This is a genomic window from Bacillus sp. OV166 (genome assembly GCF_900177675.1).
Classification (GTDB): domain Bacteria; phylum Bacillota; class Bacilli; order Bacillales; family Cytobacillaceae; genus Neobacillus.
Map to the genome: position 1 here is coordinate 424,448 of NZ_FXWM01000001.1, position 15,552 is coordinate 439,999.

Sequence of the window (15,552 nt, forward strand, 5' to 3'; positions counted from 1 at the left end):
TGTGAGGAGCGTCTTTTGACCAGGAAAAAAGTATAATATGCTCGTTTTATATGAAATTTTAACTTTTGCTGAAGTGGTAAATACTAGTTTGAAATCCATGGGGGATTTTTGCACAGGTAGCAGGAAGCGCCCACGCCATAAAAATTACAAAATCCTTATGGAGGACATTAAATGGGGACATTGAGTTCGGTATTACGGATAGAAACCAGTTTAACTTATTACACAAAATTAGTAAGTTGTAAGACAGGAACAAATTGAAGGAAAATTACTTGATAGCCATGGAAATTGAAAAAGCTCACTTGTTGTATTTTTAGCCTGGGGGTTAAGGCAAATTGAGTAAACAGTTTAGGAGGGATTTATAGATATATGATCTATGTTGATAGAGGGCAATTTGCCGAACCAGAAATATTCAAAACGAACAAGGTTGAAACAATTCGTAAAAAAATACAATTGTTTTATAAAAGTAACCCTGAAATACTTGAACAAAAGCCAGTAAGTGCGATTCCAGAGTTAAAAGAAGTTCAACATAATATTTACAAAGATAATGAGGTGAAAAATGCCTTAAGCGAATTATTTCATGGTAAATGTGCTTACTGTGAATCCCGAATTTACCAGGTTTCTTCTGGGGACATTAGCGAATTTCGACCTAAGAACGGAGTAGTCGAAAAAGGTAAATATAATCATCTTTATTACGGGTGGCTATCCTTTGAATGGCAAAATCTATATCTATGTTGTGAGGGTTGTAATAGGGCGAAAAATAATCTATTCCCTGTAGATGGAAAGAGGGCACCTTACCTATCTTCATTAGAACAGACACGTAAATTAGAAAGTTATTTACTAATTGATCCATGTTTTGATAACCCTCAGGAACATATTTCATTTAATGGCCCTAGGGCTATGGCACTGACTCATCGGGGTGAAGAGACAATTAAAATATTGGAACTGAATCGCCCGGGGTTAGTCGAAATGCGTTCCCAGGACCTTGCATACCTTGAAAAATCTATTTTTAGGTTAGTTTTAAGGATTAAAGCATTTAATAAAGGTATTATGGAGTTAGCTGAAATAAAAGAGGAATTTGACCAAATTCTTACAATGTTGAAATCCCCAAATACCCCTTATCGGGGGTGTCAATTAGCTTTTGCTAAAAACATTCTATTTGAAAATAAGGTTATCTTAGATTTTACGAATGAGCATAAGATTGGTTGGGATAATTTTTTCACTAGTAGTCAACAAGAGGAAAAAAAGATTACTGTTAAACATGAAAGTAAGTATAGAACTATTAATAAAATAATTGTAAAAAATTTAAAAGGTTTAAAAGACTTTGAGGTAGAGTTAAATGAAAATGAAGAAAAAAATTGGCTAATGATCTTGGGAGAGAATGCTACAGGGAAAAGTACTTTGTTAAAATTGATAGCCATGAATTTGGTAGGTAAAAAGGGACGAAAAAAAAGTTATTCCATAACTGCAGAGTCATTAGTCGATTATGGAAAAACCTCAGGTTCAATACGCTTGGTGTTTACTGGTGAACCTCTTTATGAAAGGGAGTTAATTTTTAACAGTGACGGATCATGGAGCGGCAGCGCGGATAAGCCTTTTCCGATGGAGGTTCTAGGATATGGACCAGTAAGGTTACCTTCAAATATAAAATTCAGCCGTATTCAGAAGGTTCGAAATCTTTTTGATCATTTTACACCTTTAATAAATATGAATGAATGGTTAATACAATGTTACCACGAAGATAGAGAGTTATTTTCAGGAGCTGTTCGCTGTATTCGTTCTATGGCACCTTTACAGAATCAGAAGGATAATGACTTTTTACTTATTCCGGTAGAAATGCATCTTGTTTTTCAAAACCTCCACCGAACAGATGATGAAATTTCTTTTGATTCTTTGAGTTCAGGCTATCGTAGTATTTTCACTTTAGTGATAGATATTTTTCATAAAATGGGCCAGCCTGACAGTAATTTGGCAAGAGGAATTGTATTACTGGATGAAATCGACGTTCATTTACATCCCCGTTGGAAAATGAGTATTGTAAGCCAATTAAAGGAGCTTTTTAAACACGTTCAATTTATAACAACTACCCATGATCCTTTATGTTTAAGAGGGCTAAACAAAGGAGAAATCATGGTGTTAGAACGAAAAGGTGATGGAGTTCAAGTACAGTTTGATGAGTTACCCTCCCCTGAAGGCCTAAGGACCGATCAACTATTAACGTCCGAATTTTTTGGATTAAGCAGTACAATGGATAAAGATACGGAACAGTTATTCCTTGAATACTATGCCTTGCTTGCAAAGAGAAAACGTTCAGTTGATGAAAATAATCGAGTTAAAGACATTAAAAGTCAATTAAAGGGATTAAAGTACATGGGGACAGGCAGAAGGGAACAGTTGATGTATGAAGTGATTGATGAATATTTGGCAAATACTCAACATTTGTCGGTCACTGAACTAAAAGAAAAATCTTTAAAACAAAAAGTTTTCACTAGGATTACAGAAATATGGAAAAATTCTGTCGCGGGTGATCTGGATGATTAAAATAGAAAGGTGGCCAACAGTACCTTCTTCCCTGGAAAATGAAATTGGACAAGGAGGACAACTTGAAAGGGCTATCAATAATTTTATAGCATACTTTGAAAGTCTCGAGAGAGGTTCAGAGGCAATACAAGGACCGGTAGACCCCGAGGGAAAAGATACTGAAGGGATAGGAATCCCAGATGTTTATTATGAAGAGAATAAAAAGAGAAAAACCTTCAAATTCAAAAATTATAATCTTGATGATGTCAAACAAAAATTAAACGATATGTTTCATAAGAAATGCGCTTATTGTGAATCGACCTATGAACATGTACATCCAATGGATGTAGAGCATTTTCGCCCAAAAGGTAGTGTTCAACAATACCGAGGTGATAGCAGAAGACTTTCGGGATATTATTGGTTGGCTTGGGATTGGGATAATTTGTTCCCTTCTTGTATTCATTGTAATCGTGTATCTTATCAAGATACTTTCAATAATGGTAAGGTTTTAAGGGGGAAGGGGAATTTATTTCCTCTTGAAGAAGATAGCAAAAGAGCTACACGACACACTTACTTAATTAATGATGAATTCCCTTTACTATTGAATCCTTGCAAGGATAACCCAGAAGATCATATTGAATTTACCGATGAAGGAGTTATCCGACCTACAATAAATGAGGGAAAAGAGAGCATGAAAGGTGATATTTCTATTAAAGTTTACGGATTAGATCGTCTCTCTCTATCGATGGAGCGTGAAAAGGTAACAGTCAATATTAAGGCTCAGATAAAAAGTGTAAAATCTGCATGGAAGAATTTATTGCGTTATCCTGACGATCCAGAGTTTGAAGAGCAGTTAAGTTTTGAAATGGGAGAACTTAAAAGCTTTATGCTACCAGAGAAAACATATTCTCAAATGGCCAAACAAATAATTGGACGATTTTTAACTGAAAGTGGTCTGGAGAGTGATACAACAGAAGGCACTTTGGTACGATAGTTCAAAAGGTATTTAACGAATATGCTACCCATTTTAATTAAAGGTAACAAATGAATTTTTTGACATCGAAACATATTATGAGGTTATTGCCCTTTTAAAGGATAAAAATAAAGCTTTTTAAATCAGCTTTTTATGAGATGATATTGTACCTAATTCTTCTTGTTAAATATGCAAATGAAAGGGCGTAAGAAGTTCGGTATTTAAAGGTGCGGCTCGTCGTGAACATCATTTCTCAAAACGTTAATTTTGGTGTATTCAAAGGCTCCCAACCAAAATTTGATTGGGGGTCTTTTTTTTTGACCACAGTTTCACCACGAAAAATTTCTGATCACATATTATAAGTCGATATACCACTGGGATTTTTGAGCTGTGTGTTCTTTTAGAAATATGTTATGTGTGTGTAGCATCGATGTTTGAATACAGAGTGTCCTAACCGCTCCTGAACTTCTTTTATACTGGCACCAGCTTTAAGTAAAAGCGAAGAGGGTGTATGCCGAAAACGTAAAAGAGATTTTATGAAAGCCTTTATCTTAATTAAAATATTCAGTTAAATTCGCTAAACGAATCGGAGCACCATGAACAATGTTTTAGTAAATCTTATAGCTCTTTCTTTAAAATTAATATCATCATTTCCCCTTTGCGTGCACCTGTAAAAATTAAAAGATGAATCAGTAAATAGTCACGGAAAGATAATTCTATTTTTGCTATTCGTAGAAACGTCTTAATTTCTTTCTTTTTTTGTAATTGCGTATCTCAAACTACTCTTATTCTATTATTAACTCACTTTTTTCTCCCAATAGTAACATGGTCGAGAGTTTTTTTGAATAACTTTAAGCACAGACTTGATTAGCCTGTGATCTAAGACTTCTTTATACATTTCATATCCTTTTTATTAAAGTTTCCTATATAATTCCTATACCGCTTTTCCTTTTGAACAAATCAATATCAAGACTGAAATAATTAATTTATTCTTTTTCTCTCAATATGCCTTTTATAAACACTCTATAAAATCCATTGGTTCGAAGCGGATAATGGGACCAATTTCAGCAGAAAAACGGTTGTATTTAGGGTAACTATGTAATAATTAAAGTGGATCAAAGGTGAGAAAGTCTTATAAGTTAAAAAAGATTGAGCCGCTCAATTTATTTTATTCAAACAAAATTTGCATATTTTAAAAATATATAATTAAATAAAAAATGAGCCGCTCATTATTAAATGAGCGGCTCATTTTCTATTGCTTATTCAAGGCGTTTTTTAAAGCATCATATACACCATTAATACCAGCACTAGTACCAGTAAATACAAACTTATTTTTCTCAGGAATATAGCTACCCCCATAACCTTCCCATGCTGAACTACTATGAGACCAATCGATAGTGCCTAACTTTTTAATTTCACTTTGCCAATCAAGGTTATTTTGATTATAAATCACTTCGTTTAAGTATTTACCAATCCCTTGTAACGTAGCCGCTGTACCGATAATGTACTTTTCACGATTAGAAGCATCTTCTGGTAATACTTCGAATAGTAAATTGAGGGTTTCATCAAGTGTATTGTGGTAATCATTATAAGTTTCGATGTTTAATTTGCTATCATTATCCTTATTTGCACCTGTAATGATATAGCATAACATGTTTCTTAATGTAGAAAGAACCATGATTAGATTGTTATTGCCACGAATTTGAGTTTTTTCAGTTTCGATTTTTAATCTTAATAACTGCTCGTTATTTTTAGCCAAATCTTTAGCTAATGTACTGTATAAATCACTTGAATCAAAGTTTAATGCAATTGATTTGTTAGGCTTACCAGCTAATAGATTTAAATCGTGGAATAGTTGTTGTTCGCCTTTTTGATCAATTCTAGTGAAAATTACAACTGGAATAGTCATGTTTTCTAAGATGTTAAGCTTTTCTGTAAGCTTTTCTCTTTCATTATGGTTACTTGAATTTTCGATAGCCTCTTTTAATATTGTAATGGCCAATTTAATAGCTTCAGATCGATGTTGTCCATCGTTGATAGAAAAAACAGTGCTAATATCGACATCAATAGTAGCTTCTTCTTCATTATATTCAATTTCATTTTTACACGTTACTGTAATAGCACTTAAAAATGTCATTCTTTTTTTATCAATACCATCTAAAATATACTTCGCGATTGCTTTAACGCGTGGCTTACTTAGTTTTCGTTGAACTTCTGGGAAAACCTTAAAGAAACTTTCAAGTTTATTGAAAGGAATCATTGTTACATAAGTATCCCTTCCAAATTGATTCCCCTTTGAACCTTTAAATGAAATTTTAATTGAGTTTAATACAGACATTTTATCACCTCTAAATAGTTATGTATTAAATTTATCATTATTATGGACTTATTGCAATAATATTTATTTTTTTCGATAATTTTTATAAGCCGCTCGTAAATAGTGATATTGTTTTTTGGTTATTCAGCCGCTGTATAAAATTATCTTATTTTATTATCTTTTTACATAAAAAGTTTGACAAATCATGCAACATGATGTTTAATGAATACAAATGAGCCGCTCGGCATACCTTGGGAGGTATATTAATATGATTACTGTAAAAGATAAAAATCTTACTTTGAATGAGGTAAAAGTAGTTTGTAATTTCGATAGAACTCAAGAAATCATTTCTTTCTTAGTGAAGAAAGGCTATTGGGACGACGATACCGTATGGAGATATTTAGGTGACTCCGAAAATAACTACTCCAGTATTGGGAATCAGCAAAGCCATCCGGTTTCTTCCATTGTAGAAAAAATTGTCAATGCATTTGATGCCATCATAATGAACGCTGGTAAAGAGATGGGAATTGACTTGTACAATATTCTAGATCCAGCTAAGACTAAAGAAAATATTATGAAATATATTCAAGAATGCAATAGCACTGCTTCTGATGTAAAAAGAATTAAAGAAGATATTTCGCGATTAGTTGCAATTTCTTTAACAGGGGCTAAGCATCCTGATAATCCTAATGTTACAATTGCAGACCGTGGAGAAGGACAAACACCTGATAGCTTACCAGATACTATTTTATCATTAGGTAAAAGCAATAAGATCCGAATCCCGATTGTTCAAGGAAAACATAATATGGGAGGAAGTGGCGTAGCAAAGTTTACTGAGCTACAAGTTATCATTACTCGTAAAAACCCAGCTTTAATCGATTCTACAAATCCTCGTGATAAACAGTGGGCATTTACAGTAATCAGACGTACACCCCCAACTGGTAATATGCGCAGTTCGGTAGTGGAATATTTAGCGCCAATTGCGGCAGATATTAAACCAAAGAAAGGGTCTATTTTAGGATTTGATGCAGATACTTTTCCAATTATGCCGAATGCAACGACTTTATGTGGTACAGAAGTAGAGTATGGAACATTCATTAAATTATTTGATTATGAAGTCGGCTCTCATAAGACTAGTATTCTCTTAGATAATGGCTTAGGTCATGCTATCAAAATGCGTTTACCAAAAATGACGATACCTGTTCGTTTTTGTGAATTCCGTGAATTTAGAGCACAAGGATCTAAAAATGTATTTGCAGATGGTTTATTAGACTACTTTGTTGATTCTCGTCAAGGAGATTTAGAGGAAGGTTTCCCAACTCATACTACAATGACAGTACATGGGGAAACTTTGAGCTGTTCTACCTATGTATTTAAACGAGGAACGCTTTCGAGATTTTTACGTGGTACAGGGGCCATTTTCTCTTTAAATGGGCAAACTCATGCAATGCAAGATAAGGCTATTTATTCACGTAAGCGACTTAAACTAAATGAAATTAAAGATGATACATTAACAATTGTTGATTGCTCTCATTTAACTAATGCAGCAATTGAAAAATTGTTCATGAACAGTCGTGACCGATTAGTGGAATCGCCTTTTGCTGAAGAAGTAAAGAAAGAGCTAGAAAATTATCTAGCTTATGAAGCAAGCCTTAAGCGATTAAATGAGGCTCGTATTCAAGAGATGATTAAAAATAGTATGGCTGATAATAAGCCTTTAGCAGATGCTTTAAAGAAAGTCGTTAAGAATACAGAAGTATTAAACCAGTTATTAGATTTAGGGATTGATATTCCTGATGACGAGGGTATAGGTTCTGGTAATAATGACGAGGAAGGCAATGGCTCAGAAAAATTTGTAGGAAAAGAGACTCCAACCTTCTTTAGATTTTATGGCCAGCAAGATGATCATGTCTTTAAAGGAAACAATCAAGAAGGAAAAAAATCTCGCATTAAATTCGAAACAGATGCGAATAATGATCTTTTTACGCGAGAAGGATCGGGTTGGAAAAGCCAATTATTTTTATTACAATCTGAATGGGATCTTATCTCATTAGATTACTCACTAAAGCTTAAAAACGGTAATGCTTCGCTATCATTTAATCTTCCAAGTATCTATAAGGAAAATGATGTAATAAAATGTAGATTCGATGTTAAGAGTGATGCAGCAGACGAAATTTTCAGTAATGTATTTGAGCTTACAATCGTTAAGCCTTCTGAATCAACCGGCGGGGGTGGAGGTGGTGGCAACACTACGGGAAATACTGGTGGTACAGGAGATGCTCCATCTAAAAGTAAATTAAAGCTGCCAAATATGTCGACTGTTACAAAGGAAGACTGGGAACAATATGATTTTAATGCTAAGCGTGTATTAAAGATTATTGATAGCACTAAGTCTTTAACTTTTGTGTTCAATGCAGATAACACAGTATTGAAATCAGAGGTAAGTTCTGCTCGTCAAAGCTTGAAAGACTTAACTAAAAGTAAGTTCATCTATGGAATGACGATGTTAGGGCTAGCAGCGTATTCTCTTGTAAAAGAAGATGATGAGAATTCTAATGGATTTCAATCTGTAGAAGATGTTGAAAAGATCTGTGTGGCATATGCTCCGTTTATTATTCCTACATTAAATATGTTGAATTCTATTGCCGGAGTAGAAGACTGACTAAGACTGATATAACCTATCTAAAATCATCCATTGAAACCTGCTCATTGAGAATGTGGAGAGGGATTTATTGCGGATATTGGAGCAAATGGGGGAGCAATTTAAATTATAGTAAATATTTGGTTGGCGCCCAATCCTGGGCGCCATTGATATTTCTATTGGAGATAAGAATTTTTAAAGTAGCTATACAAGGAATTTAAAAAGCCCCTGAAGACATTCGTACTTCAGAACTACATTTTCATGAGTTGTGATCATTTGCGTTATTTAAAGGCTGGATATTTAGTATATCTCTTATTAATTGGAAATTAATAGTTAACATGCTGTACAATTAGTAGTGTGACAAAAGTAGGAAAATAAAATTTTTTATATGAAGACTAGATAAGAGGATTATTAAATGAAGGGAGTACATGTAAATGAAAAAAAATGATTTTTCAAACGTCTGGAAATATCTCATTAATTATTTAAGTAACGATCAAAAAAAGGAATTTATTAAAGAGAAAGATCTAAAGATTGGGAATATGCAACCAAGATTACTTACAAATGAGAGTCAATGGAAGGTTGCCTTAAAATTATTAGAAAAAAACTGTACGCAAATAAAAATTAAAAACGCGATATCTGTTTATTTTGGCAAACATATTGTTCCAGAGCTATTAGAGGATATGGAGGATGAAAAAAAGCTCGAATATTTTGATGAATTAATGGATATGCCGATTGAAAATTTTAAAGAAGTCATCGAAGAAAATGGCTATATTTATGTTCTTATGTTTTTTGTTCTGAAAAATAATTTACAAAAAGCAAATGAGATAATAGAAAATATACAGGATGAAATGGTTAAGGAAGAAGTAAATGAGGACATTAGTAAGGATTTAAGAGAAAAATTAGAATTAGCAAAGAAGGAAAACTATAACTTAACCAAAAAGAACAAGAATTTAATTGATAAAATTGAAAAGCAAAAAGCAACCCTGCAAGAAGTAGAAAAAAAAAATAAGGAACTGTTAGATCAACAAAAAGAAATAATTAAAGAATATGATAAGGAACTTAAAATTTTAATGAAACAAATAGACGAACACAAGAATGAAATCCTTGTACTTACAACAGAAAAAGAAAACCAAGAACTTAATTTAGATATTAAACAGAAGCAGGTCTCCATGCTCGAGGTCGAGAAAAAACAATTACAAGAAGAGGTCCAAAGAATACCTGAACATATTACTCTGGAACTAAAAGAGTCATTCAAGAAAGCCTCATCCGTGAATGTACTTGTTTTTGGCGATTTACCTTTCACGACGACAAGACAGAACGAGAAATATAAATTTTCATATTTTGATGGAGATTATTCGAATTATGATTTTAATGATTCTTATGACGAATATTGGTATGTGGTTGATAAATTATCGGTGCGAGAAAAGAGACAACTTGAAAAAAATGAACATGCACAGAAGATCGACTGGGTTAAGAAAACATACTATGGTGAAATGAATAAGAAACAGAAAAGTGAGGAATTTGCATTATGATTAAAACGAACGAAACATATACAATAGGTAATTACTATATTGGGAGACTTGCAACGCAATCAGAGATGCCTAGTCAACAAGACCCTATCTTTGATAATCAAACTCGATTCAAAGTAAATATTAAGATCTTATCGGAAATACCTGAAAAAGTGGACCTAGCCCATACTAGCAATATTATAACAGGATTGGAATCACGTATTAGACCACAATATAATAGTGAAACAAATCCAGCATATGCTAAGTTGTCAAAAATAGAGAAAAGAAAGCTAATACAATCAGATTTAAGTAAGTCGCTCGTTATTTTTAAGCTTGAAAAAAGAGATCTTTATTATAATTTAATTAGTAGTTCAATAAAGAAACGAAATGAGCCTTACAATGTGGAAGAACGTTATGATACAATTCCTTATTTTAAGGTATCTTCTGTGGATAGCTTTATTGATCAATTAAAAAGAGGAGCAACTATTTCCGACTTAAGAGGGGTGATTGAAAATCGTTATTTTGATGAAGGTTTTTTCGAAAGCGATTATGTACCCCCATACATCATTATTCATGATACTGAGGATGATGTATTTGCATATGGCCCGATAAATAAAATTAAACGCGATGACAATGGAACATCATTTATATTTGCTGACCATGTTGATAAATTTAAGATGAATGACGATGATTTCTTATATAATAATTATAATAATTTGGGGGATGAAGAGTCTGATAACATAACTAAACTCACATGTTACTTTATTAATACTATTTCATCTGATAAGATTCGTGAGAAAATGAAGACACATGAGAAACAAAAAGAAGAAGTAACAGTGTTATTAAAAAGTGAGTCGAGCAAAGTGAAGGTTGTAGTTGAAAAAGAAAAAGAACAAAATCCAGCTATGCAAATGGAACAAAAAATTATGGAGCGCTTTAAAGAGAGTGCGGAAAGTAAAGGTCTATATTTTGATGATCTCGATCTTTACAATTTCCATACAGCTATGAAAACAGGAAATATGGTTATATTAGCTGGAATGAGTGGCACAGGTAAATCGAAAATTGTAGATTGTTACGGTGAGGCACTGGGGTTAAAAGAAAATGGAAGACTCTTAAAAATACCAGTTAGGCCTTTTTGGCAAGATGATAGTGATTTGCTTGGCTATTTGGACGTTTTAAATAATATTTATCGACCAGGAGACTCAGGATTAATCGACTTTCTAAAGGAAGCACAGGATAAGCCGGATGATATGTTTATTGTTTGCTTTGATGAGATGAACTTGGCTCGAGTTGAGCATTATTTTTCTCAATTCCTTTCGGTGTTGGAAAATGACGAGAATGAACGAAAAATTTTTCTTTATAATAAAGAATACGAAGGTAAACTCTATAACAGCCACCAGTACAAAAGTGCAGTGAAAATTGGCTCGAATGTTTTGTTTGTTGGTACTGTCAATTTAGATGAATCTACTTATCAATTTTCAGACAAGGTTTTGGATAGGGCAAACGTAATACATTTAAAATTAAGAGATTTCAGTGAAGTTTATAGAGATGCATTAAATTATAAAGCCACAGATGGAATTGAAACCGCTATCTATAAGAAGAATGATTACTTCGGGACAAGGCCAGATAGCTTTGGGGATAACAATTTTTTTGTGACTGAAAACGAAATTAGTTTCTTATGGGATTTACATAGAGCCTTAAAAGAAAGTAATGATAAATTGGGGATTGGTTTTCGTATAGTTAGACAAATAGATAGATACTTACAGTGCTTACCAGAAACCGGAAAGCTAACAAGAAAGATCGCCTTCGATCTACAAGTTTTACAACGTGTGTTAACTAAGGTCCGAGGTAGTGAAGAACAATTGACTAACTTAATTGGTATATATGATCAATCTTCAAAAGAGCCTCGTAATAGCCAGCTCATAGAAATGTTTAATAAGAATACGTTATTATCTGACTTCACAGAATCTCGATTGAAAGTAAGTTCATTAGCGAAGGAGTTAAGCGTGTATGGACACACCCTTTAAGATCATTTTACATGAAAAAATGGGTGGCTATGGAACTCCAACATATAGACAAATAGATGCTACAAGTTTTTTCCAAGAAGATATATTTTTTGGGGATCTGAATGAAACAAACATGATCTCTATAACTGAAAACAAAGATATCCTCATGGATTTTGATGCTGGTGGCGTTGGGGCTAGATTATATATGGATACACTTGATTATTATCAGAGTAGTATATGTGAAGAAGACGAAAGCGGAAATATATTTATTTCAGAATCAAATGAAAGGATTACACTATTCCAAAACAAATATGACCATGAAAATAATATCAGTCATTACCCTTTTGTTCCGGGTAGTTACCGCATACATGTACGGATAGGAAATAAAGTTTATTATGCTTATCTAAATGTTGAACCGAAGCAGTTATCAAAAAAAGACTTAAATGACTTGAGAGCCGAAGTTGAAGAAATGATAGAGAATCTGGCACACGATCTTATTAAACATGAATCAGCATCACTAGATAAAGTCAATCCGGATAATGATGTTTCTGTGGCAAACCAAATACTAAGACTGATGCAAGATTCGGGTAAACTAATGGGCCTTATTGAAGAAATAAAGAATTCCCCAAGATCTAAAATTGCTAAAATTTATCATATGGAAGAGCCATCCAAGGTTCGTATTATTGATCAGGAGACAATTAAACATCGCTTAAAGCATCCAGATACACAAGAGCGGATGTATGTACCCAAACGCTTAATTACGCATGATTTACCTGAGAACCAAGTAATCATCAAAGCTGTTCAGTTCTTTTTGAAGATTGGTAAAAATGCAATCGATTATTTAAATAGTATAATTCCTTATGTTGAAAAGGGAAGGGAATCTATGCTAGTACCTGACAGGGGAAATTTCCATTACTATCAAGGGCGCAACCAAAATGACAATATTGTTAAACGACAAACACTTCAATTGGATGAATTACTTTTTCAAGTTAAAACCATGAAAAAAATCGTAAATAGCTGTACCCTTTTTCTAAAGAGTGACTGGGTAAAAGAAGTTTTGGTTCATACATCAAATACACCCAGCCTATACTTAGATGTTAGGTATCGTAACCTTTTTCAGTTATATCTTGAGTTGAAAAATCTAAAGAAGCAGATCAAGCTAGATTCAAATTATGCCTTTTTTTGGAAAAGGACAGATCTTATTTATGAAATGTGGGGATTTATACGTTTAATCAAAGCTCTACAGACCAAAACGGTTGGTTTTGTCCCAATAAAAGGATGGATATATGGCAATAGTGAATTAAGAGAAAATTGGGTTGTCCCTTTTTTACAAGAAGGGACGACAATTAAATTTGTACATCCAGATAAAAACCAATTTCTGAATCTTGTTTACGATAAACCAATACCGAAATACAAAAAAGACACAACATACTATAATCCACTTTATACCGAATTTCCTAATAATCGTCCTGATGCTCGAATCGATGTATATGTGGATGACATGTATAAAGCTAGTTTTGTCATTGACTTTAAATATAGGCCCGCACAAGCAATTGGATCGGTGTTAAGTTATGTTAATGATCGTAAGGTTTATCAACAATTATTACATTATAAGAAATTTGATAGTCCTTTCGTTAACCAAAAAAGTGATTTTAAGGTTACAGAAAAGCGATCTTCTTTGATGTGGGAACCAGTTCAACAAGTGTGGGTTATGTACCCTAACTTCCAAGAAGAGACAAGCGGCAGAGTAAAAGTTGATGACTGGTTGACTAGAATCCCTTACAGCCCAAGGGAGGACTTTAGTAAGTTGGAAAAGGTTTTATCGGATGCTTTAAGTATATTTGAATAGAACTCAATTTGAGCGCGTTTTTAAGAATAAAATAGATCATTAGGTGAGTAACCCTGTTACGGTAGTGTTGTCCAGAGCGACCCAAAAGTGGGGATGGAGAACGCAACGCATAACCTAAAGGAAAACGAAAGATGGATAGGACAAGCCGTTCAGCTCAAGTGAGATGTAATTCTGTTTCCGGAATTGAATGCAACGGGTTATGTATTCGAAAGTCTGAAGGAAGTATACGAACATGCGAATCATGCAAAGGACGCTCTTGAACTATGGGAAAGTCTTGCAAAAAAACACGACGTATACATAGCAGGTTCCTATGGTGAAAGGGATGTAGAAAGGCTTTATGACTCAAGCATTCTGTATGGACCAAAAGGTGAAGTGGGGAAATACCGCAAAACGCACCTTTGGAACAGGGAAAATCAATATTTCGAAAAGGGTAACCTGGATTATCCTGTGTTTGAGGCGGAAATACGAAAAATCGGAATGTTGATTTGCTGGGACACTTGGTTCCCTGAGACATTCAGGATCTTGGGAATGCAGGGGGCAGATTTGATTCTCACTCTTAACAACTGGGAATATACACGCCTGGTCCCCTGTTTGATGACAGTGGAAGGTGAATGGCCCTTTACCATACAATGTGCGCTGCCCAGGCAAACGGATTGTTTATTGCAGCATACAACCGTGTCGGGACGGAACGTGGGGTGACGTTTCTTGGAAACTCTGCGATTGTCGGGCCGAATGGTTGAGGGAAATTCGTAGTGCAGCTAAAGAAGGGGAAGTTCTCCTGATAGAAACGATCGACCTCTCGTTATCCAGGGAAAAGCATTGGACTCCTTTCAACAGTATTCTTGATGACAGAAGAACGGACCTATATGACAAATGGCTCGGATATAATGGGTAGACTGAATGTCCTTCATTGATAATGAAAATTATTAATCTGGATTTCTTTTGTAGGTCTAAAATCAATTCGAAGTTTTGGAAAGTCCCCGGCTAAGGGATTTTAATAAATTAAGTTGGTGTTGTAAGAACAAAGGTGCAGATTTCCTTATTCCTTAATGACTTCTTCCAAACCGGTAAACCCTTTAATGAAAGGGCTAGGTATCCTCTATAAATAAATTAAAGAACGTAAGAAATATGGTCCTAAAAGATTAGATACTGTAGCCATGAAGCTGGTTTAAGTTTTAACAAGTAACAAAATAGGACTGGTATAAAGTAAAAGTCTATAAATCAAACCACCATAGCTTGAAAAAGAGGGTAACAAAAGGGTAACATAACCCTGTGTTACCCCATTAATTATCGTTAAAGATGTTACATTACCAAGTTTAAGAAAACGTTTGTATGGCGCGGGTTAAATAACTTTTGTAAACTCATGTTAAACATATTACAAAGTGGTGGACTTATGGGCGGCATGATGTAATTTAACCACTCTCTTTTGAGAAATGGTTAAGTGCATTTACCGACCAAACTGTGAAGCAGTCATGTAAATAATTTATATCAATAGCAAAAACCACTTCCTATAAAAATTAGGGAGTGGTTTTTTTGCAACTTGGAGAAAGTGCTTGAGTTCCCGTTTTTCTAAATAATTAGGTAAATCTTTTCTCCCTTCTAATTCTTCGATTGTCTTCTGCAGTTTGTGAACATGAGTGAATTCTGTCGGATCTTTCTTTAAAACTTCCAATTCTACAGTTTTTCTAAAAAACATTTTTCCAGTACGGTGAACTCCATCAATTGTGTTTTGGATATATCT

At 34.0% G+C, this 15,552-nt stretch carries 8 protein-coding genes and 1 pseudogene; 8 read left to right on the forward strand and 1 reads right to left on the reverse strand.

The window, feature by feature from the left end; genetic code table 11:
* Positions 1 to 366: 366 nt before the first annotated feature.
* Positions 367 to 2,538, forward strand: coding sequence for an AAA family ATPase (locus CCK98_RS02230; RefSeq protein WP_088085099.1), 2,172 nt, complete (start codon positions 367 to 369; stop codon positions 2,536 to 2,538).
* Positions 2,531 to 3,511, forward strand: coding sequence for a hypothetical protein (locus tag CCK98_RS02235; protein WP_088085100.1), 981 nt, complete (start codon positions 2,531 to 2,533; stop codon positions 3,509 to 3,511). The genes CCK98_RS02230 and CCK98_RS02235 overlap by 8 nt, the downstream gene beginning before the upstream one ends.
* Before the next feature lie 1,231 nt (positions 3,512 to 4,742).
* Here the strand turns inward: CCK98_RS02235 and CCK98_RS02240 are convergent.
* Positions 4,743 to 5,828 (reverse strand): DNA sulfur modification protein DndB, encoded by a 1,086-nt coding sequence (locus tag CCK98_RS02240; RefSeq protein ID WP_088085101.1) that lies wholly within the window; start codon positions 5,826 to 5,828, stop codon positions 4,743 to 4,745.
* Positions 5,829 to 6,075: 247 nt separating this feature from the next.
* Here CCK98_RS02240 and CCK98_RS02245 point away from each other — a divergent pair, with 247 nt between their 5' ends.
* The 6 genes and pseudogenes from CCK98_RS02245 (at position 6,076) to CCK98_RS36015 (ending at position 14,551) form a co-directional block, all read left to right on the forward strand.
* Complete coding sequence (locus tag CCK98_RS02245) at positions 6,076 to 8,469, forward strand: hypothetical protein (protein ID WP_088085102.1); 2,394 nt, start codon at positions 6,076 to 6,078, stop codon at positions 8,467 to 8,469.
* 413 nt (positions 8,470 to 8,882) lie between these two features.
* Positions 8,883 to 9,980 carry a hypothetical protein gene (locus CCK98_RS02250; RefSeq protein WP_088085103.1) on the forward strand — a complete coding sequence of 366 codons (1,098 nt, stop codon included), beginning with the start codon at positions 8,883 to 8,885 and terminating at the stop codon, positions 9,978 to 9,980.
* Entirely contained in the window at positions 9,977 to 11,983 is a 2,007-nt protein-coding gene (locus CCK98_RS02255; RefSeq protein WP_088085104.1) for an McrB family protein, read from the forward strand. Before CCK98_RS02250 ends, CCK98_RS02255 begins: the two co-directional genes overlap by 4 nt.
* Positions 11,967 to 13,811, forward strand: coding sequence for a DUF2357 domain-containing protein (locus tag CCK98_RS02260; protein ID WP_088085105.1), 1,845 nt, complete (start codon positions 11,967 to 11,969; stop codon positions 13,809 to 13,811). Before CCK98_RS02255 ends, CCK98_RS02260 begins: the two co-directional genes overlap by 17 nt.
* 183 nt (positions 13,812 to 13,994) lie before the next feature.
* A pseudogene (locus tag CCK98_RS36010) lies at positions 13,995 to 14,312 on the forward strand (nitrilase-related carbon-nitrogen hydrolase); the annotation flags it as partial.
* Positions 14,313 to 14,422: 110 nt separating this feature from the next.
* Complete coding sequence (locus CCK98_RS36015) at positions 14,423 to 14,551, forward strand: nitrilase-related carbon-nitrogen hydrolase (RefSeq protein ID WP_256942228.1); 129 nt, start codon at positions 14,423 to 14,425, stop codon at positions 14,549 to 14,551.
* Positions 14,552 to 15,552 lie beyond the last annotated feature (1,001 nt).

Coding starts and splice junctions, on each gene's coding strand:
- CCK98_RS02230 (WP_088085099.1), top strand. CDS start 367: ATGATCTATGTTGATAGAGGGCAATTTGCCGAACCAGAAATATTCAAA.
- CCK98_RS02235 (WP_088085100.1), top strand. CDS start 2,531: ATGATTAAAATAGAAAGGTGGCCAACAGTACCTTCTTCCCTGGAAAAT.
- CCK98_RS02240 (WP_088085101.1), bottom strand. CDS start 5,828: ATGTCTGTATTAAACTCAATTAAAATTTCATTTAAAGGTTCAAAGGGG.
- CCK98_RS02245 (WP_088085102.1), top strand. CDS start 6,076: ATGATTACTGTAAAAGATAAAAATCTTACTTTGAATGAGGTAAAAGTA.
- CCK98_RS02250 (WP_088085103.1), top strand. CDS start 8,883: ATGAAAAAAAATGATTTTTCAAACGTCTGGAAATATCTCATTAATTAT.
- CCK98_RS02255 (WP_088085104.1), top strand. CDS start 9,977: ATGATTAAAACGAACGAAACATATACAATAGGTAATTACTATATTGGG.
- CCK98_RS02260 (WP_088085105.1), top strand. CDS start 11,967: ATGGACACACCCTTTAAGATCATTTTACATGAAAAAATGGGTGGCTAT.
- CCK98_RS36015 (WP_256942228.1), top strand. CDS start 14,423: ATGGCCCTTTACCATACAATGTGCGCTGCCCAGGCAAACGGATTGTTT.